We start from the raw sequence: 14,832 nt of genomic DNA, 5'->3' as shown, positions 1-14,832 counted from the left end.
GGCCTGTTCTTTGGGGCTGACAGCTGCCCGCAGAGTTTCGTGACCGGTGGCGGTTGTACGCATGGTCTGAGCGGCAGACTGAGCGATCTGCACAGATCCCCCGATGCCCGTTCCAGGCACTGTTCTGATCACCGGAACCACATCCGGGGTCGGTCTGAATGCCACACGTGCTCTTCTGCAACAGGGCTGGACTGTGATCACGGCCAACCGTTCTCCTCAGCGTGCCGCCGCCGCTGCCGATGAGCTCGACCTGCCCACTGAGCGGTTGAAGCACGTGCTGATGGATCTGGGTGATCTGGCGAGTGTCCGCCAGGCGGTGGAGGGACTGCCCGACCAGATCGATGCCTTGGTCTGCAACGCTGCCGTCTACAAGCCGAAGCTGAAACAGCCAGAACGTTCACCCCAGGGTTATGAGATCTCGATGGCCACCAATCACTTCGGCCATTTCTTGCTGATTCAGTTGCTGATGCAGCGTCTCATGGCCTCGACACACCCCTCTCGCCGTGTGGTGATTCTTGGCACGGTCACTGCGAATTCCAAGGAGCTTGGAGGCAAAATTCCGATTCCTGCTCCTGCCGATCTCGGTGATCTCTCCGGCTTTGAGGCCGGTTTCAAAGATCCTATTTCGATGGCCAGCGGCAAGTCCTTCAAGCCCGGGAAGGCTTACAAGGACAGCAAGCTCTGCAACATGATCACCACGCAGGAACTGCACCGGCGCTTTCACGCCGAAACCGGCATCAGTTTCACCTCGCTCTACCCAGGGTGTGTTGCCGACACTCCGCTCTTCCGCAACGCCCCAAGGCTGTTCAGAAAAATCTTTCCTTGGTTTCAGAAGAACATCACCGGTGGCTATGTCTCCCAGCCGCTGGCGGGTGAGCGTGTTGCCCAGGTGGTTGCTGATCCAGATTTTGCAGAATCCGGGGTGCATTGGAGCTGGGGCAACCGTCAGAAGAAAAACGGACAGCAGTTCAGCCAGGACTTGTCCGACAAGGTCACCGACTCCCAGACCGCTAGCAGGGTCTGGGAGCTGTCGGTGGGGTTGGTCGGGCTGGGTGCCAGAACCTAAAGCTCAGTCAAATCCAAGCAGGTCGAAGATTTCGCGATCCTTCAATGAGACGGCTTCGAGGGGTTCGACCTTGTCGAGCATGTTCTGTGCAAGGTTGAGATATTCCTGTCGACAGGCTTGCACTGCCTCGTCGTCGTCGTCCATCTCAAAGATGGTGCACTTCTTCAGGCGGGAGCGGCGAATGGCATCCACATCCTTGAAGTGAGCCATGGTTCGCAGACCTGTGCGCTCATTGAACTTATCGATCTGATCCGTGTCTGCCGATCGGTTGGCGACAACACCTCCCAGCCGCACCTTGTAGTTCTTGGCTTTGGCCTGGATCGCCTGGACGATCCGATTCATCGCAAAGATCGAATCGAAATCATTGGCGGTCACGATTAGGCAGTAGTTCGCATGCTGCAGCGGCGCAGCAAATCCCCCGCAAACCACATCTCCAAGCACATCGAAAATCACCACATCGGTGTCTTCCAGCAGATGGTGCTCCTTAAGGAGTTTCACGGTTTGCCCCGTGACATAGCCACCGCAGCCCGTCCCTGCCGGTGGGCCGCCGCTCTCAACGCACTGCACGCCGTTGAATCCGGTGAACACGAAATCCTCTGGTCGTAGCTCTTCGCTGTGGAAGTCCACCTCCTCAAGGATGTCAATCACCGTTGGCACCATCTTGTGCGTGAGCGTGAAGGTGCTGTCATGTTTCGGGTCGCAGCCGATCTGCAGCACCCGTTTGCCCAGTTTTGAGAAAGCGGCTGAAAGATTCGAGGAGGTGGTGGATTTGCCGATCCCGCCTTTGCCGTAAACGGCAATCACCAGGGTCTCCTCCTGGATGTTCAGCGACGGGTCCTGAAGGACCTGCACACTGCCTTCTCCGTCAGCTGGCCGCGTCAGGGTCGTGGTCATGCAGGACCTTTGCAAAAGGGATCAATCTCATTCAACAGCAACACATGCATCCCGGCTGATATTCACCAAGAAATAAAAGATCCTTCGTTTCAGAAATGCTTGACCATCGTATTTTCTTTGGATTGATTAAAAGGAATGAGTGAATTTGCTCATGCCTTGTAGTGGGCTTTTGCGTCATAGAGCGTTTCGCTGCTGATCTCCAGGCGCCCCTCCTGGCGTGCATAGGTTTCGGTGTTTCGGCGCACCTTGCCACGCACAAAGAAGGGGATTTTTTTCAGTTCCGCCTCGCCGTCGGCAGTCCACACCGGGCCTTGCTCTTCATGGCTCATGACCACGGGGGATGGGCTGTGCTCTTCGGCTGCTTGATCTGTCCCGCCGCGATGACCCAGGTGGCTCTGATGTCCGTCCACAAACTCAAAGTCATGGCGGAACATGCCGATCAGATGTTCCTCAAGGCCCATCATCAGCGGATGCACCCAGGCGTCGAAAATCACATTGGCGCCTTCCCATCCCATCTGAGGGCTGTTGCGAGCAGGAACGTCCTGCACATGCATCGGCGTACTGATCACGGCGCAAGGGATTCCCAATCGCTTGGCGCTGTGTCGTTCCATCTGGGTTCCAAGCACCAGCTCGGGAGCGGCGTCGGCCATGGCCGCCTCGACCTCCAGATAGTCATCGCTGATCAGGGCTTCAAGGCCAAGTTCCTTGGCAGCCGCACGGACCGACCGTGCCATCTCGCGGCTGTAGGTGCCAAGGCCAACCACTTTGAATCCAAGCTCCTCACTGCAGATGCGAGCTGCCGCCAGGGCGTGACTGCCGTCGCCAAAAATGAACACCCGCTTACCTGTGAGGTAGGTGGAATCAACGGATTCCGAATACCAGGGAAGCCTTGAACAGCGATACCCTTCCTCTCCTGTGGGTGAATCCATCCCCAGCAGTGTGTGCAACTCCACCAGGAAGTCGTGGGTGGCACCGACGCCGATTGGGACCGTGCGTGTGAAGGGCATTCCGAAGCTGCGTTCAAGCCAGCTGCAGCTCGATTCGGCGATCTCCGGATAGAGGCACACATTCAGATCTGCCTGGGGGATTCGCTGGATATCGCTGACCTCCGCTCCCAGCGGTGCGACCACTCCGACATCGATGCCATGCACGGTGAGCAGTCTCTGGATTTCGAGCACGTCATCACGGCATCGAAATCCCAGCAGGGACGGACCGATCAGATTGACTCGAGGTCGCCGGCCGACGGCCATCCAGGCCTTGGGATCATGCTGCGGCTGATCAGGTGCCTGGGGCTTCAGCAGATTGCGCACAAGCTGGTAAAGCGTTTCTGCCGCTCCCCAGTTCTCCTTTTTGCTGTAAGCGGGTAGTTCCAGGGTTACAACGGGCATGCTCAGTCCCATGCCCTGAGCCAGGGCGCCCGGTTGATCCTGAATCAGTTCAGCGGTGCAGCTTTCACCCACCAGCAGTGCATCCGGACGGAAACGTTCTGCCGCTTCACGCACTGTGCGCTTCACCAGTTCGGCTGTGTCGCCTCCCAGGTCGCGTGCCTGAAAGGTGGTGTAAGTCACCGGTGGGCGCTGCCCGCGCCGTTCGATCATTGTGAACAGAAGGTCGGCATAGGTGTCACCTTGAGGCGCATGCAGCACGTAGTGCACGCCGTGCATCGAGGCGGCGATGCGCATGGCCCCCACATGCGGTGGTCCTTCGTACGTCCAGAGCGTCAGTTGCATGGGAATCAGGCGTGGATGGAAGGATTCGAGGTCTGCGGATGAAGTGCTGGATGGATGAGTTGCCTCCTGCGTAACGGGCGTGAGAACAATTCGGCCAGATCTCCGGCTTGATCGATGCCGTGGATGGGGCTGAACACGAGTTCGATCGACCATTTGGTGGTGATGCCTTCCGCTTCCAAGGGGTTGGCCAGTCCCATCCCGCACACCACAAGATCCGGGTGCTGATCGCGAACACGGTCCAGCTGCTGCTCCACGTGCTGACCCTCCGTCACGTCGGTGCCCTCCGGCAGCAGTTCCAGTTCCGGCGCCATCTGTTCGCGGTTGAGATAAGGCGTGCCGACCTCCACCAATTCCATGCCGCACTCGCGCTGTAGAAAGCGTCCAAGGGGGATTTCAAGCTGCGATTCCGGCAGCAGCACGATGCGTTTCCCAGTGAGTTCCGCCCTGTGGGGTGCAAGCGCCATGCGCGCTCTCTCTTCCAGAGGATCCAGCACTGCAGCAACCCGATCTCCAGGCAGGTTGAAATCCCTGCAGGCTGTCTCCATCCATCGGCGGCTGCCCTCCGCCCCGAGCGGAAACGGTGAACTAAGCACCTTGGCGCCCCGTTCCTTCAGCAAGCGTGCGGTGTTGCTCAGAAAAGGCTGGGTGAGCAGCACGGTGGTTCCTGGACCCACACCTGGCAATTCCGTGGACTGTCTTGGTGGAAGACTGCACACAGTCTCAATTCCGAGACGGGCGAACAGGTGAACCAAGCGGTCCTCAACTGCATCAGCCAGGGTTCCCGCAAGCAGAAGCTGGCGCTTGTCGGTGCTCGGCAGAAAGGGCACCAGGGCTGACAGGGCGCCGTCCTCTCCTTCTGTGAATGTAGTTTCGATTCCGCTTCCGGAGTAGTTCACCACACGAACCCTGCCTTGTAATTCCTCGTTGAGGCGTTCGGAGGCACGGGCAAGATCGAGCTTGATCACCTCGCTCGGGCAGGAACCCACGAGGAAGAGTGTGCGGATCTCGGGGCGTCGTGCCAGCAACTCACGAGCCACACGGTCCAGTTCGTCGTGGGCATCAGCCAGGCCTGCCAGGTCTCGTTCATTAAGGATGGCTGTGCCGAATCTGGGCTCAGCAAAGATCATCACGCCCGCTGCGCTCTGGATGAGATGGGCGCAGGTGCGCGACCCCACCACCAGAAAAAAGGCATCGGGCATGCGTCGATGCAGCCAGACGATCGATGTCAGCCCACAGAACACCTCCCGGGGTCCAGATTCCTTACGCAGATTGGCGCCCATCGGGATTCCAGAGCTGTCCTCCCTTTCACCATGACTCCGGATCGGCTCAACGGTGCAAGTGTCTGAAACTCTTTGGGATCGTTGCAGTCGGAAATGGTGGATCTGGGTACATTTCGACGACCGCCTCAGATCCACTGATGTCTTCTCTGCGTGTTTTCCCTGCCGCTCTTGCGCTGGGCCTGGCACTTGTGGCCTGTCAGTCGGCTGAGAAGAAGGCGGAGAAGGATGAGGTGAAGGTCGTTCATGGTGTTGAAGCCGTCTGTGCCGCTCAGGCCGACGTTGACGCTGCCGTGGAGCAGGTCAACGGTCTCACTCCTGATTCCACCGTGGCGGATGCTCAACAGGCGGGAGACAAGCTCAAAGGCGCTCTCTCGGCTCTCAACAAAGCTGAGGGTCAGCTTGAAAAGGCCGAAGTGAAGGAGTATCGAGATCAGGTGGATTTCTTCCGCAAAGCCGTTGCTGAAGTCAGCAAGAACAAGGACCTGACCCTGGCAGAAGCGGCTGAGCAACTGAAGGGCAAGGCTGCTCCGCTGCTCGCGGCGCGTGAACAGCTGGCATCCACAACGGTCTGCATCGATGTTGCCGATGACAGCGCCGATGCCAAGGCGGATGAGAAGCCGAAGTCCTGATCAGTGGGATTCAGAGTCGGCGGCGGAAGCGATCATCAGCGAAGCTGCCGCTGCCACGCCCATCCGAGTCGTCCATCCGGCTCAGGCGCCAGACATTGCGACTGACGCGCCGCGCTGTCAGGCCTCCCCTTTCGACAGATTCCGTGCCTGGTCGAGCCCCGAGCAAATAGGTGACTTCAGTCGTCGTTAAGGGAGCTCCGCTATCCACCGCCAGGGCGGTGAGTTCCAGTCTCTGGCGAAGCTTGCGCACCATGCCGGCATGGCTGCTGTCATCAGTGTCCAGCCAGGGCATCTCGGCCTGGCCTTCGCCGGCAAGACGCTGCATCAGGCTGTAGCTGACCAGACCCAGGGCCTGTTCGGCGTTGAGTTCAGTGGAAAGCTGGCCAGGTTCCTCTGATTTTCGACGGGCGGAAGCCATGGCTCACAGGACGATTTGCCCGAAGTTATCGGCTGTGTGGGGCAGTGCAAGCACCTGCACGCTGTTTGCCGATCGGCATCCGGTAAGATCCGCGCCATGAATCGTCTCGCCGGCTTCGACGCCAGAGAGCGGCGGGTTGGCGGAAGCGCTCTCGTCACTGGTACGGAGGTGAATCCCTCTGTCAGCGGAGCGAGCTGCGTTGTTACGACTGACTCGGAGTCTTCTCGGCTCAGTCGGAAAAACAGTCTTGTGCAGTCAATCGAGCTGCGCACCCATGTGTTCATCGATTCACTGCAGCCACAGTTGGCCGCCTACATGGGAACGGTGAGTCAGGGTTTTTTGCCGATTCCTGGGGATGCCTGCCTATGGATGGAGGTTTCGCCTGGTATGGCTGTTCATCGGGTGACCGACATTGCTTTGAAGGCCAGCAATGTTCGCCTCGGACAGATGGTGGTTGAAAGGGCCTTCGGTTCGATGGCCCTGTATCACCGAGACCAGAGCACAGTGCTCCATTCCGGTGATGTTGTACTGGAGGCCATTGGCAGCTCGGTTGACCAGCGAACACCCGCTGAGGTGAGTTGGACTGAAGTGATTCGTGCGATCACTCCAGATCATGCTGTCTTGATCAACCGTCAGAACCGGCGTGGTTCGATGATCGAGGCAGGAATGAGCATGTTCATCCTGGAGACCGAGCCTGCTGGATACGTCTTGATTGCCGCGAATGAAGCGGAGAAGGCATCTAACATCACGCTTGTCGATGTGAAGGCCGTGGGAGCTTTCGGACGTCTCACGCTCGCTGGACGGGAGGGTGATGTGGAGGAGGCCGCGGCTGCCGCCATGCGTGCGATTGATTTGGTGAATCGACGCGCCGCGCGGAGCTGAGCGTTCAGTCCAGGTCCAGTCTTCTGCGCAGACCTGGTGCCAGAGCGCGCGCGGCCTTGCCTCGACTCCCAAGTTTGGACAGCTGGGAGGTGTTCAGTTCTCCATAACTGCAGCCGGCCTCGCGCACCCAGAACAACGATTCAATTCCGCCTCCTGGATAGGCCGGTGCAGACAGAAGCTCACCCCAGCAGATCCCTTCAGCCTGCTCATCGCAGACTCCATCGGGTGAGCAGAGCACCATGGCGCTTCTGAAGAGGGCACTGCGATAAGGCACGTCCGCCATCGCCTGCATGAGCTTGGAGAGTTTTTCCTCATTACTGGAGGCAAGCCGTGCGGTGTAGAGCCCTGGAGCTCCATCGAGGGCATCTACTTCAAGTCCGGAATCATCCGCCAGAGCCCAGCAACCTGTTCTTGCAGCCGCGGCAATGGCCTTGAGCCGTGCATTCTCCAAATAGGTACTCCCGGTTTCCTCAACATCCAGATCGGATGGTTGGCGCTGGACCGACACGTTGATTGGGCCAAGCATCGTTTCGATCTCAGCAACCTTCTGTGGATTTCCGCTGGCGATGATCAGCGTGCGCAAAGCGCTGCTCCTGGATTGGAGCACCATTGTGTGTGATCAGGTGTAAGTCTTTTGAGCCTCAGTAGTCAGTGGAAACCTGAAGAGGTTGAACATCCCACCCGGAAAAACCGAATTTTTCAAATTCCCGTCTGTAACGCTATGGACCTTTTTCGGTCTTGCCACCGCATGTGTTGGCGTGCTGACTTCGGAGCGCACAGTTCTTTAGATCAGTCCCTGACAGGGTGATCAGCAGGGCTTATCAGGTTCACTACGGACAGTGATCCCGAGAAAGCGCATTAGCTCTTGACGGGGCGCCCATTGGCAGAGCAGTCTCACCGGCGAACATCCCCCCCCTATTCCCGGTAGGTAATGGCAAACGAAACCATGGGCATCGCTCTCGGCATGATCGAGACACGCGGCCTCGTTCCTGCGATTGAAGCGGCTGACGCCATGACCAAGGCAGCCGAAGTGCGCCTGATCGGTCGTGAGTTCGTCGGTGGCGGTTATGTCACCGTTCTGGTGCGCGGCGAAACCGGTGCTGTGAACGCTGCTGTGCGTGCTGGCGCCGATGCTTGCGAGCGCGTTGGCGACGGCCTCGTTGCTGCTCACATCATTGCCCGCCCCCACCGCGAAGTGGAGCCTGCACTGGGCAACGGCAACTTCCTTGGTCAGAAGGACTGAGTTCGTCTGAACCTCTGAAATTTTGAGGTTTCAACGACTCACCCGCCTTCAACGACTTAACGGAGTTTTCTCATGAGCAAGAAGTACGACGCCGGGGTAAAGGAGTACAGGGACACTTACTGGACTCCTGATTACGTTCCCCTAGACACTGACCTGCTGGCCTGCTTTAAGTGCACCGGCCAGGAAGGTGTGCCCAAGGAAGAGGTTGCCGCTGCTGTGGCTGCTGAATCGTCCACGGGTACTTGGTCCACCGTGTGGTCCGAGCTCCTTACCGATCTCGATTTCTACAAGGGCCGCTGCTACCGCATTGAGGATGTCCCTGGAGACAAGGAATCCTTCTATGCCTTCATCGCCTACCCCCTCGATCTGTTCGAAGAGGGTTCCATTACCAACGTTCTGACCTCATTGGTCGGTAACGTCTTCGGCTTCAAGGCTCTGCGTCACCTGCGTCTCGAGGACATCCGCTTCCCGATCGCTTTCATCAAGAGCTGCTACGGCCCCCCGAACGGCATCTGCGTCGAGCGCGACCGGATGAACAAGTACGGCCGTCCTCTTCTTGGTTGCACCATCAAGCCGAAGCTCGGCCTGAGCGGTAAGAACTACGGCCGTGTGGTCTATGAGTGCCTGCGTGGTGGTCTGGACTTCACCAAAGACGACGAGAACATCAACTCCCAGCCTTTCCAGCGTTGGCAGAACCGTTTCGAGTTCGTTGCCGAAGCCATCAAGCTGTCTGAGCAGGAGACCGGAGAGCGCAAGGGTCACTACCTCAACGTGACCGCCAACACTCCCGAGGAGATGTACGAACGCGCTGAGTTCGCCAAGGAACTCGGTATGCCGATCGTGATGCACGACTTCATTACCGGTGGCTTTACCGCCAACACCGGTCTGTCGAAGTGGTGCCGCAAAAACGGCATGTTGCTGCACATTCACCGTGCAATGCACGCGGTGATCGACCGTCATCCCAAGCACGGCATCCACTTCCGCGTTCTCGCCAAGTGTCTGCGTCTGTCTGGTGGTGACCAGCTTCACACCGGCACGGTGGTCGGCAAGCTCGAAGGTGATCGTCAGACCACCCTCGGCTACATCGACCAGCTGCGCGAATCATTCGTGCCTGAAGACCGCAGCCGCGGCAACTTCTTCGATCAGGACTGGGGTTCCATGCCTGGCGTGTTTGCAGTTGCTTCCGGTGGTATCCACGTGTGGCACATGCCTGCACTGGTGGCGATCTTCGGTGACGACTCCGTTCTGCAGTTCGGTGGTGGTACCCACGGTCACCCCTGGGGCTCCGCTGCAGGTGCTGCTGCCAACCGTGTGGCCCTCGAGGCCTGCGTCAAGGCACGCAATGCCGGTCGCGAGATCGAGAAAGAAAGCCGCGACATCCTTATGGAAGCCGGCAAGCACAGCCCTGAGCTGGCGATCGCCCTCGAGACCTGGAAGGAGATCAAGTTCGAGTTCGACACCGTCGACAAGCTCGACGTTCAGAACTGATCGCAACCACGGCCGGTTAATTGAACCGGCCACCTTTTTTACTTACACCCAGGATCCCCATGCCTTTCCAGAGCACCGTGGGTGACTACAAAACAGTCGCCACCCTGGAGACCTTCGGCTTTCTTCCGCCGATGACCCAGGACGAGATCTACGACCAGATCGCCTACATCATTGCCCAGGGTTGGAGCCCGCTTATCGAGCACGTCCATCCCAGCAACTCCATGGCCACCTATTGGTCTTATTGGAAGCTGCCCTTCTTTGGTGAGAAGGACCTCAATGTTGTTGTGAGTGAGCTCGAGGCTTGCCATCGCGCCTACCCCGACCACCACGTGCGCATCGTCGGTTACGACGCCTACACCCAGAGCCAGGGTGCTTGCTTCGTGGTTTTCGAAGGACGCTGATCCTTCGAGCCTTTGGTTCCGAGCCCTGATCTGAGTTCAGGGCTCCAGATTTTTTTCGGGAGCATCAGCTCCCAGCTCTTCGACGACTTCACCGGGCGGACATGGCAAGACTTTCCAGTCGAGAACTCGCACTTGAGCGCCGCAAAGCGCTGACGACCTCCGGTAAGAAGGCGTCTGCCGCCGCCGGTGGTAACAACCGCGTGCGCACTGCGACCGATGCTCGTCCCACCCGTACGGAAGTCACGGCAGTGAACGAACCAGCGGTGACTGCTCCTGTAGCGGCAGCTCCCGAACGTGCGGCCTCTCTCACTCGGACGCCCGCACGCTCCCACTCCTCAAACGCGAAGGCGCTGCGCAATCCCAGCCGCGATCTGGTTCTGTCCCGTCGTGAAGCCCTGTCTCGCCGCGGCAAGACCGCAGCATCCAGCCGCGACCGCAACCGTGCAGATGTGGCCCGTGAAGCTCCGTCCCCTGCACCGGTTGTTGCTGCTGAAAAAGCTGATCGTCCAGCCGTCACCGTTGAGCTGACATCGCGCTCCGGTGATCGCCGTGCCGGTCTTGAGCGCCGCTCAGTCACCCCAAAGAGGCGTTCCATCGAAAATCCCAGCCGTGCCCTGGTGCTGGCGCGTCGTGATGCCATGTCAAAACATGGCAAAACCGCTGGTAAGCAGCCCACCAGCGCAGCCGCTGTGGCCCGTCAGGCCAATCCTGATCTCTCCAGCCGGGAGATCGCTCAGCAGGTGCGCGAGCTGCGGGCTAAAGCCGGTGCAATCAGCAAGCAGAACGCTGGCGTTACACGTCCCACCGGACCCAATCGCCACGGTGCCAAGCAGGCTGCCGCCGCCGATGCTCACTGGAAAGTGGGAGAAAGCACGACGCCATCCGGACAGACCGTGACCGGGACCCAGGCCAACCGCTCGGTGAAGACCACCGGCAATGAGGCCAGCACCTGTCGCTCCATCACAGGCACTGAGTACTTGGGCGCTGAGGTCTTCCAGACATTCTGTCAGCAGGCCCCCGAGCCCACAACACCTGCCAAGGTGAGAGTTACTGCCACCAGTCATGGCAATCGTGTGACCGGTAATGAGGTCGGTCGATCGGGCAAGGTCACCGGCGATGAGCCGGGCACTTGCAAAAGCGTGACAGGCACGGAATACATTTCCGCCAATCAGTCCGCTGCCTACTGCGGTGGGTCCAACCCATCCCCTCGCAAGGTCGGACACAGTCTCACCTTGGAGGGCCGCCCTGTGAGTGGTGTGATGGTTGGACGTTCCGCCAGCGTCACCGGCGATGAAGCCGGAGCTAACCGCAGCCTCACCGGAGATCAGTACCTCGGTTCAGATCCCCTCCCCGATGGTCGCCCAGCCGCAAAGGTCGGTCTGTCCGCCACTCTTTCAGGAACGGGAGTGACAGGCACCTTGGTTGGCCGTTCCTCCCAGGTGACTGGAGATGAGTTCGGATCCTGCCACCGCGTGACCGGTGATCAGTACATCAGCTCTGAGCAGGTCAATGCTTTCTGCGGAGCAAAACCTGACCCCGAGGCCGCCAAGGTCGGTTTCAGCATCACCAACCGCAATCAGGTTGTGAGCGGGACCCGCACGGGCCGTTCCGAGCGTGTCACCGGTGATGAGCCTGGCAGCTGTCAAGCCGTGACCGGAACGCCCTACGCCGGTCTTGAGCAAGCAGGCCAGCATTGCGGAACTCCCGCAGTTCAGGCGATCAGAGAACGCACACCTGTCCGTCCTGGAACACCTTCAGCCGCCATGACCGGCATTCAGCCCGGAGTCGGCGGAGTGATGACCGGCGATCAGCGTGGTGCCTGTGAAGCGGTGACAGGCACTCCCTACGTGGGTGCTGACCAATTGGCTGCAGCCTGTGGCGCAGAGGCTCCGGCCGGCACCGACACCCATGGTCAATCGCCTGAAGGTGCTGCCTGGACCCGTTTCAGCGTCACGTCACCAGCTCGCGCTGCTCAACAGCAGCGTGATGCTCAGGGTTCCGTCACTGGAACGTCCTATGAACAAGGCAATCGCATCACCGGCCCTTTTGACATGGCCGGCGGCAAGGTCACCGGCACCGAGCAGTTCCGCTTCGACAACCGCGATTTTCAGCGCCGGCACTTCCAGCCCACTGTGGCCGTTGTCAGTGAACCTGCTGATGAGCCAACCTCCCGGGTGACTGGTGAGGGCTCCTCCACCAAGGTCACTGGAGATGACTGGGACCGTGGCGAGCATGTCACCGGTACCGAAGGTGCTTCAGCCCGCCGGCGCAACCCCAGCCGTCCTGGTCCCATGGGTGCCATGGCTCCCTTCGAACGCAAGCGAAATGAGCAAGCCGAGTGGCCTGTCTGCCGTGTTACCGGATCCCATGGCAACACCGACAAAGGCTCTCTGATCACCGTCTCTGGCGGCGCAAGGGGCTGATTCGCAAATGGTTCGCTCCATGCCTTCCCGTGGCGGGCGACCTCTTGCGCCCACTGCTCCCACCCGGCGCCAGCTCCAGGCCTCACTGGCTCAAGACACTGCTAAAGCTGAATCCTTCTCACAAGGGGAGGTCAGCTCGCCCTCCGGCAGCACAGCACGACAGTCGGCTCTTCTGCGCCGCCAGGCCCTGACGACATCTGGCAAGGCTGCTTTACCGAAGGGCGGTTCCGTCTCAGGCGGACGTATCCGTTCCCAGGCAGACCGTCGTCGTCCCACTCCCCAGCAGCCCGGCTGGGTGAAGCGTGGAGAACTTCGAACTTCAGTTGCCGTCAATCTCAGCAGAACATCCCTTCCCTGGTCGGTGGAGTCCCATCCGCTGACCGACCAGTCGGCCAATGAACGCCTCAAGGCTTACGAGCTGGAGGTGAAGGGCCGTTTCGATCGGATTGTGCCTCTGTTGAAGCAGGTCTCTGCTCTGCAGCACGAACAAGACTTCCTGGCGCAGGCTCAGCGGCTGGCCCGCGCAGAATTGGGTTTCGATCTTCCGGATCACATCCTTGAGAAGTCGTGGGTGAGACCTCTCGACATGCGCGCATTGTTTGCATGGTGCGTCTTCCAGTCCCACCAGCTGTTCAGTGAACGTTTTTTCCAGGACGACCCCCTGGAAGCCGCGTCAGGCAGCCGGGCTTCGGAGGAATTCAATGCGTTCCTCCTCGACTGCGGTTTTCATCTGCTGGACGTCACACCCTGCGCCGATGGTCGCCTGGCTCACACAATTGCCTATGCGCTGAGGATCCCTTTCAGTGCTGTGCGCCGGCGCTCCCATGCCGGAGCCATGTTCGATGTTGAGAACACGGTCAATCGCTGGATCAAGACCGAACATCGCCGTTTTCGTGAGCAGGTTCCGAATGAGGCGCATGCGCCAACCCGTTACCTGAAGGTGGTGGCTTATCACTTCAGCTCCCTTGATCCAACGCATCAGGGTTGTGCAGCCCATGGCAGCGACGACGCTCTGGCCGCATCCTCAGGACTTCAGCGTCTGCATGACTTCCGTGAAGCTGTTGAAAACAGCTTCTGCTGTGGTGCTTCTGTCGATTTGCTTCTGATCGGTCTGGACACAGACACCGATGCCATTCGTGTTCATGTTCCTGATCAGGACGGAGAGATCCGACTGGATCAGTGGCTCTGTGCCAGATCGCTTTACGAAAGCACTGCCCCGCTCACGGTGCAGCAGGCCAGGGATGCTGTCCAGGCCGCTGTTCAGACCCATGTGTCATCCGCCCCCGATGAAGGCATGGTGCGGTTCATCACACGATTGCTTGTCAGCAACATCTCCCAGCAGGATTACGTTCGATCGCTTCATCACGGCGCTTATCCCGACGCCGGCCATGCAGAGCGCTTCATCGGTGTCGGCATCGGCTTTAAGGAGGTGCATCTGCGCAACCTCACCTATTTCGCTCACCTCGACACCGTTGAACAAGGCGCTCCTGATCTTGATGTCGGAGTGAAAATCTTCAAGGGACTCAATGTCGCCCGCGATCTGCCAATTCCGGTCGTGGTGCGTTTCGATTATTCAGGCAAGGTGCCCGGTGCGCGGGAGCGTGCCATTGCCGATTGCCATCGAATTCAGAAGGCCATCGATGAGCGTTATTCAGCGCTTGTCAGCGAAGGTCTGCTCCACACGCTTCTCACCATTCGCGACCGTGACCAGCCTCTCCCGGCGGTGGCGGTAGGTTCCACACTCGATCCCGTCCAGCAGGAGGCTCACTGACCATGCTGATTGTCAAGGTCCTGAAGCCGCTCGTTTCAACCAACCGGATTCCGGATTTCGAGCACAAGCATCTCCAGGTGGTTCTGGACGGCAGCACCAAGAAAGTGGCTGTCGATGCAGTCGGGGCCAAGCCCGGCGACTGGGTGATCTGCGTCAGCAGTTCCGCCGCCCGCGAAGCTGCAGGCAGCAAGTCTTACCCCAGTGATCTCACCATCGTGGGCATCATTGACCACTGGGAGCCCGATACACCCAAACCGTCGTCGGCACCCCCTTCAGCTCCTGCATCCTCCAAGCCATCCCCCTCCTCTAAGCCAGGAGAGAAGACCTGATGGAGATCATGCAGGTGATGGGGACACTGGTCTGCTCTTACCGCCTGGGGGGGTTGGATCACATGCACCTGCGCATTCTCCAGAACAACAAGGGCAAGCAGCTGGTTGCTGTTGACCCGGTCGGAGCGCGAGAGGGCAACTGGGTTTTCACCGCCAGTGGTTCTGCAGCCCGTTTTGCATGCCCCAACAGCTCCGTGCTCACGGATCTGACGATCGGTGGAATCATCGACCACTGGATGCCGGATGGATAACTGATCGCGTCCCGTTCCTCCATTTCA

15 protein-coding genes are annotated in these 14,832 nt (G+C 59.3%); 10 read left to right on the top strand and 5 right to left on the bottom strand.

Annotated features, from left to right (window positions below; all coding sequences use genetic code 11):
* Window positions 1–103 precede the first annotated feature (103 nt).
* Entirely contained in the window at window positions 104–1,066 is a 963-nt protein-coding gene (locus DXY37_RS01405; protein WP_115125022.1) for a protochlorophyllide reductase, read from the top strand.
* Window positions 1,067–1,069: 3 nt separating this feature from the next.
* Here the strand turns inward: DXY37_RS01405 and bchL are convergent, their stop codons facing one another.
* The 3 genes from bchL to DXY37_RS01390 all read right to left on the bottom strand — a co-directional run bounded on the left by bchL (window position 1,070) and on the right by DXY37_RS01390 (window position 4,970).
* Window positions 1,070–1,960, bottom strand: a complete 891-nt coding sequence (gene bchL / locus DXY37_RS01400) for a ferredoxin:protochlorophyllide reductase (ATP-dependent) iron-sulfur ATP-binding protein (RefSeq protein WP_067092925.1) — start codon at window positions 1,958–1,960, stop codon at window positions 1,070–1,072.
* Window positions 1,961–2,109: 149 nt separating this feature from the next.
* A complete protein-coding gene (locus DXY37_RS01395) occupies window positions 2,110–3,690 on the bottom strand; it encodes a ferredoxin:protochlorophyllide reductase (ATP-dependent) subunit B (RefSeq protein WP_115125021.1) in 1,581 nt (526 codons plus the stop codon).
* A gap of 5 nt (window positions 3,691–3,695) precedes the next feature.
* The gene (locus DXY37_RS01390; protein WP_115125020.1) at window positions 3,696–4,970 is read right to left on the bottom strand and encodes a ferredoxin:protochlorophyllide reductase (ATP-dependent) subunit N; all 1,275 of its coding nucleotides are present in this window, start codon (window positions 4,968–4,970) and stop codon (window positions 3,696–3,698) included.
* 137 nt (window positions 4,971–5,107) lie between these two features.
* On the opposite strand from DXY37_RS01390, the gene DXY37_RS01385 reads away from it, so the two are divergent.
* Complete coding sequence (locus DXY37_RS01385) at window positions 5,108–5,599, top strand: hypothetical protein (protein WP_115125019.1); 492 nt, start codon at window positions 5,108–5,110, stop codon at window positions 5,597–5,599.
* 10 nt (window positions 5,600–5,609) lie between these two features.
* On the opposite strand, the gene DXY37_RS01380 is transcribed toward DXY37_RS01385, so the two are convergent.
* Window positions 5,610–6,017, bottom strand: coding sequence for a hypothetical protein (locus DXY37_RS01380; RefSeq protein ID WP_115125018.1), 408 nt, complete (start codon window positions 6,015–6,017; stop codon window positions 5,610–5,612).
* A gap of 96 nt (window positions 6,018–6,113) precedes the next feature.
* On the opposite strand from DXY37_RS01380, the gene DXY37_RS01375 reads away from it, so the two are divergent.
* On the top strand, window positions 6,114–6,899 hold the full coding sequence (locus DXY37_RS01375; RefSeq protein ID WP_115125017.1) for a BMC domain-containing protein: 786 nt from the start codon (window positions 6,114–6,116) through the stop codon (window positions 6,897–6,899).
* Window positions 6,900–6,903: 4 nt separating this feature from the next.
* Here the strand turns inward: DXY37_RS01375 and DXY37_RS01370 are convergent, their stop codons facing one another.
* The gene (locus tag DXY37_RS01370; protein ID WP_115125016.1) at window positions 6,904–7,509 is read right to left on the bottom strand and encodes a non-canonical purine NTP pyrophosphatase; all 606 of its coding nucleotides are present in this window, start codon (window positions 7,507–7,509) and stop codon (window positions 6,904–6,906) included.
* A gap of 321 nt (window positions 7,510–7,830) precedes the next feature.
* On the opposite strand from DXY37_RS01370, the gene DXY37_RS01365 reads away from it, so the two are divergent.
* From DXY37_RS01365 to DXY37_RS01335, 7 genes are all read left to right on the top strand, one after another.
* Complete coding sequence (locus tag DXY37_RS01365; protein ID WP_006169870.1) at window positions 7,831–8,142, top strand: BMC domain-containing protein; 312 nt, start codon at window positions 7,831–7,833, stop codon at window positions 8,140–8,142.
* Between the two features lie 72 nt (window positions 8,143–8,214).
* Window positions 8,215–9,630 carry a form I ribulose bisphosphate carboxylase large subunit gene (locus DXY37_RS01360; protein WP_067092932.1) on the top strand — a complete coding sequence of 472 codons (1,416 nt, stop codon included), beginning with the start codon at window positions 8,215–8,217 and terminating at the stop codon, window positions 9,628–9,630.
* 59 nt (window positions 9,631–9,689) lie between these two features.
* Window positions 9,690–10,031, top strand: coding sequence for a ribulose bisphosphate carboxylase small subunit (locus DXY37_RS01355; protein WP_066905746.1), 342 nt, complete (start codon window positions 9,690–9,692; stop codon window positions 10,029–10,031).
* Window positions 10,032–10,132: 101 nt separating this feature from the next.
* Window positions 10,133–12,454 (top strand): CsoS2 family carboxysome shell protein, encoded by a 2,322-nt coding sequence (locus DXY37_RS01350; protein WP_115125015.1) that lies wholly within the window; start codon window positions 10,133–10,135, stop codon window positions 12,452–12,454.
* A gap of 7 nt (window positions 12,455–12,461) precedes the next feature.
* The gene (locus DXY37_RS01345) at window positions 12,462–14,225 is read left to right on the top strand and encodes a carboxysome shell carbonic anhydrase (RefSeq protein WP_115125014.1); all 1,764 of its coding nucleotides are present in this window, start codon (window positions 12,462–12,464) and stop codon (window positions 14,223–14,225) included.
* Window positions 14,226–14,227: 2 nt separating this feature from the next.
* Window positions 14,228–14,554, top strand: coding sequence for a carboxysome peptide A (locus tag DXY37_RS01340; protein ID WP_115125013.1), 327 nt, complete (start codon window positions 14,228–14,230; stop codon window positions 14,552–14,554).
* The gene (locus DXY37_RS01335; RefSeq protein ID WP_115125012.1) at window positions 14,554–14,805 is read left to right on the top strand and encodes a carboxysome peptide B; all 252 of its coding nucleotides are present in this window, start codon (window positions 14,554–14,556) and stop codon (window positions 14,803–14,805) included. Before DXY37_RS01340 ends, DXY37_RS01335 begins: the two co-directional genes overlap by 1 nt.
* The last annotated feature ends 27 nt before the right edge of the window (window positions 14,806–14,832 follow it).

The sequence above is a fragment of the Synechococcus sp. GEYO genome (assembly GCF_900473955.1).
Taxonomy (GTDB): Bacteria; Cyanobacteriota; Cyanobacteriia; order PCC-6307; family Cyanobiaceae; genus Synechococcus_C.
Note: the sequence above shows the minus strand (reverse complement) of the source record. Positions and strands in the feature narration are given on the sequence as shown.

Coding starts and splice junctions, on each gene's coding strand:
- DXY37_RS01345 (WP_115125014.1), top strand. CDS start 12,462: ATGGTTCGCTCCATGCCTTCCCGTGGCGGGCGACCTCTTGCGCCCACT.
- DXY37_RS01340 (WP_115125013.1), top strand. CDS start 14,228: ATGCTGATTGTCAAGGTCCTGAAGCCGCTCGTTTCAACCAACCGGATT.
- DXY37_RS01360 (WP_067092932.1), top strand. CDS start 8,215: ATGAGCAAGAAGTACGACGCCGGGGTAAAGGAGTACAGGGACACTTAC.
- DXY37_RS01355 (WP_066905746.1), top strand. CDS start 9,690: ATGCCTTTCCAGAGCACCGTGGGTGACTACAAAACAGTCGCCACCCTG.
- DXY37_RS01370 (WP_115125016.1), bottom strand. CDS start 7,509: ATGGTGCTCCAATCCAGGAGCAGCGCTTTGCGCACGCTGATCATCGCC.
- DXY37_RS01390 (WP_115125020.1), bottom strand. CDS start 4,970: ATGGGCGCCAATCTGCGTAAGGAATCTGGACCCCGGGAGGTGTTCTGT.
- DXY37_RS01395 (WP_115125021.1), bottom strand. CDS start 3,690: ATGCAACTGACGCTCTGGACGTACGAAGGACCACCGCATGTGGGGGCC.
- DXY37_RS01405 (WP_115125022.1), top strand. CDS start 104: ATGCCCGTTCCAGGCACTGTTCTGATCACCGGAACCACATCCGGGGTC.
- DXY37_RS01380 (WP_115125018.1), bottom strand. CDS start 6,017: ATGGCTTCCGCCCGTCGAAAATCAGAGGAACCTGGCCAGCTTTCCACT.
- DXY37_RS01365 (WP_006169870.1), top strand. CDS start 7,831: ATGGCAAACGAAACCATGGGCATCGCTCTCGGCATGATCGAGACACGC.
- DXY37_RS01385 (WP_115125019.1), top strand. CDS start 5,108: ATGTCTTCTCTGCGTGTTTTCCCTGCCGCTCTTGCGCTGGGCCTGGCA.
- bchL (WP_067092925.1), bottom strand. CDS start 1,960: ATGACCACGACCCTGACGCGGCCAGCTGACGGAGAAGGCAGTGTGCAG.
- DXY37_RS01375 (WP_115125017.1), top strand. CDS start 6,114: ATGAATCGTCTCGCCGGCTTCGACGCCAGAGAGCGGCGGGTTGGCGGA.
- DXY37_RS01350 (WP_115125015.1), top strand. CDS start 10,133: ATGGCAAGACTTTCCAGTCGAGAACTCGCACTTGAGCGCCGCAAAGCG.
- DXY37_RS01335 (WP_115125012.1), top strand. CDS start 14,554: ATGGAGATCATGCAGGTGATGGGGACACTGGTCTGCTCTTACCGCCTG.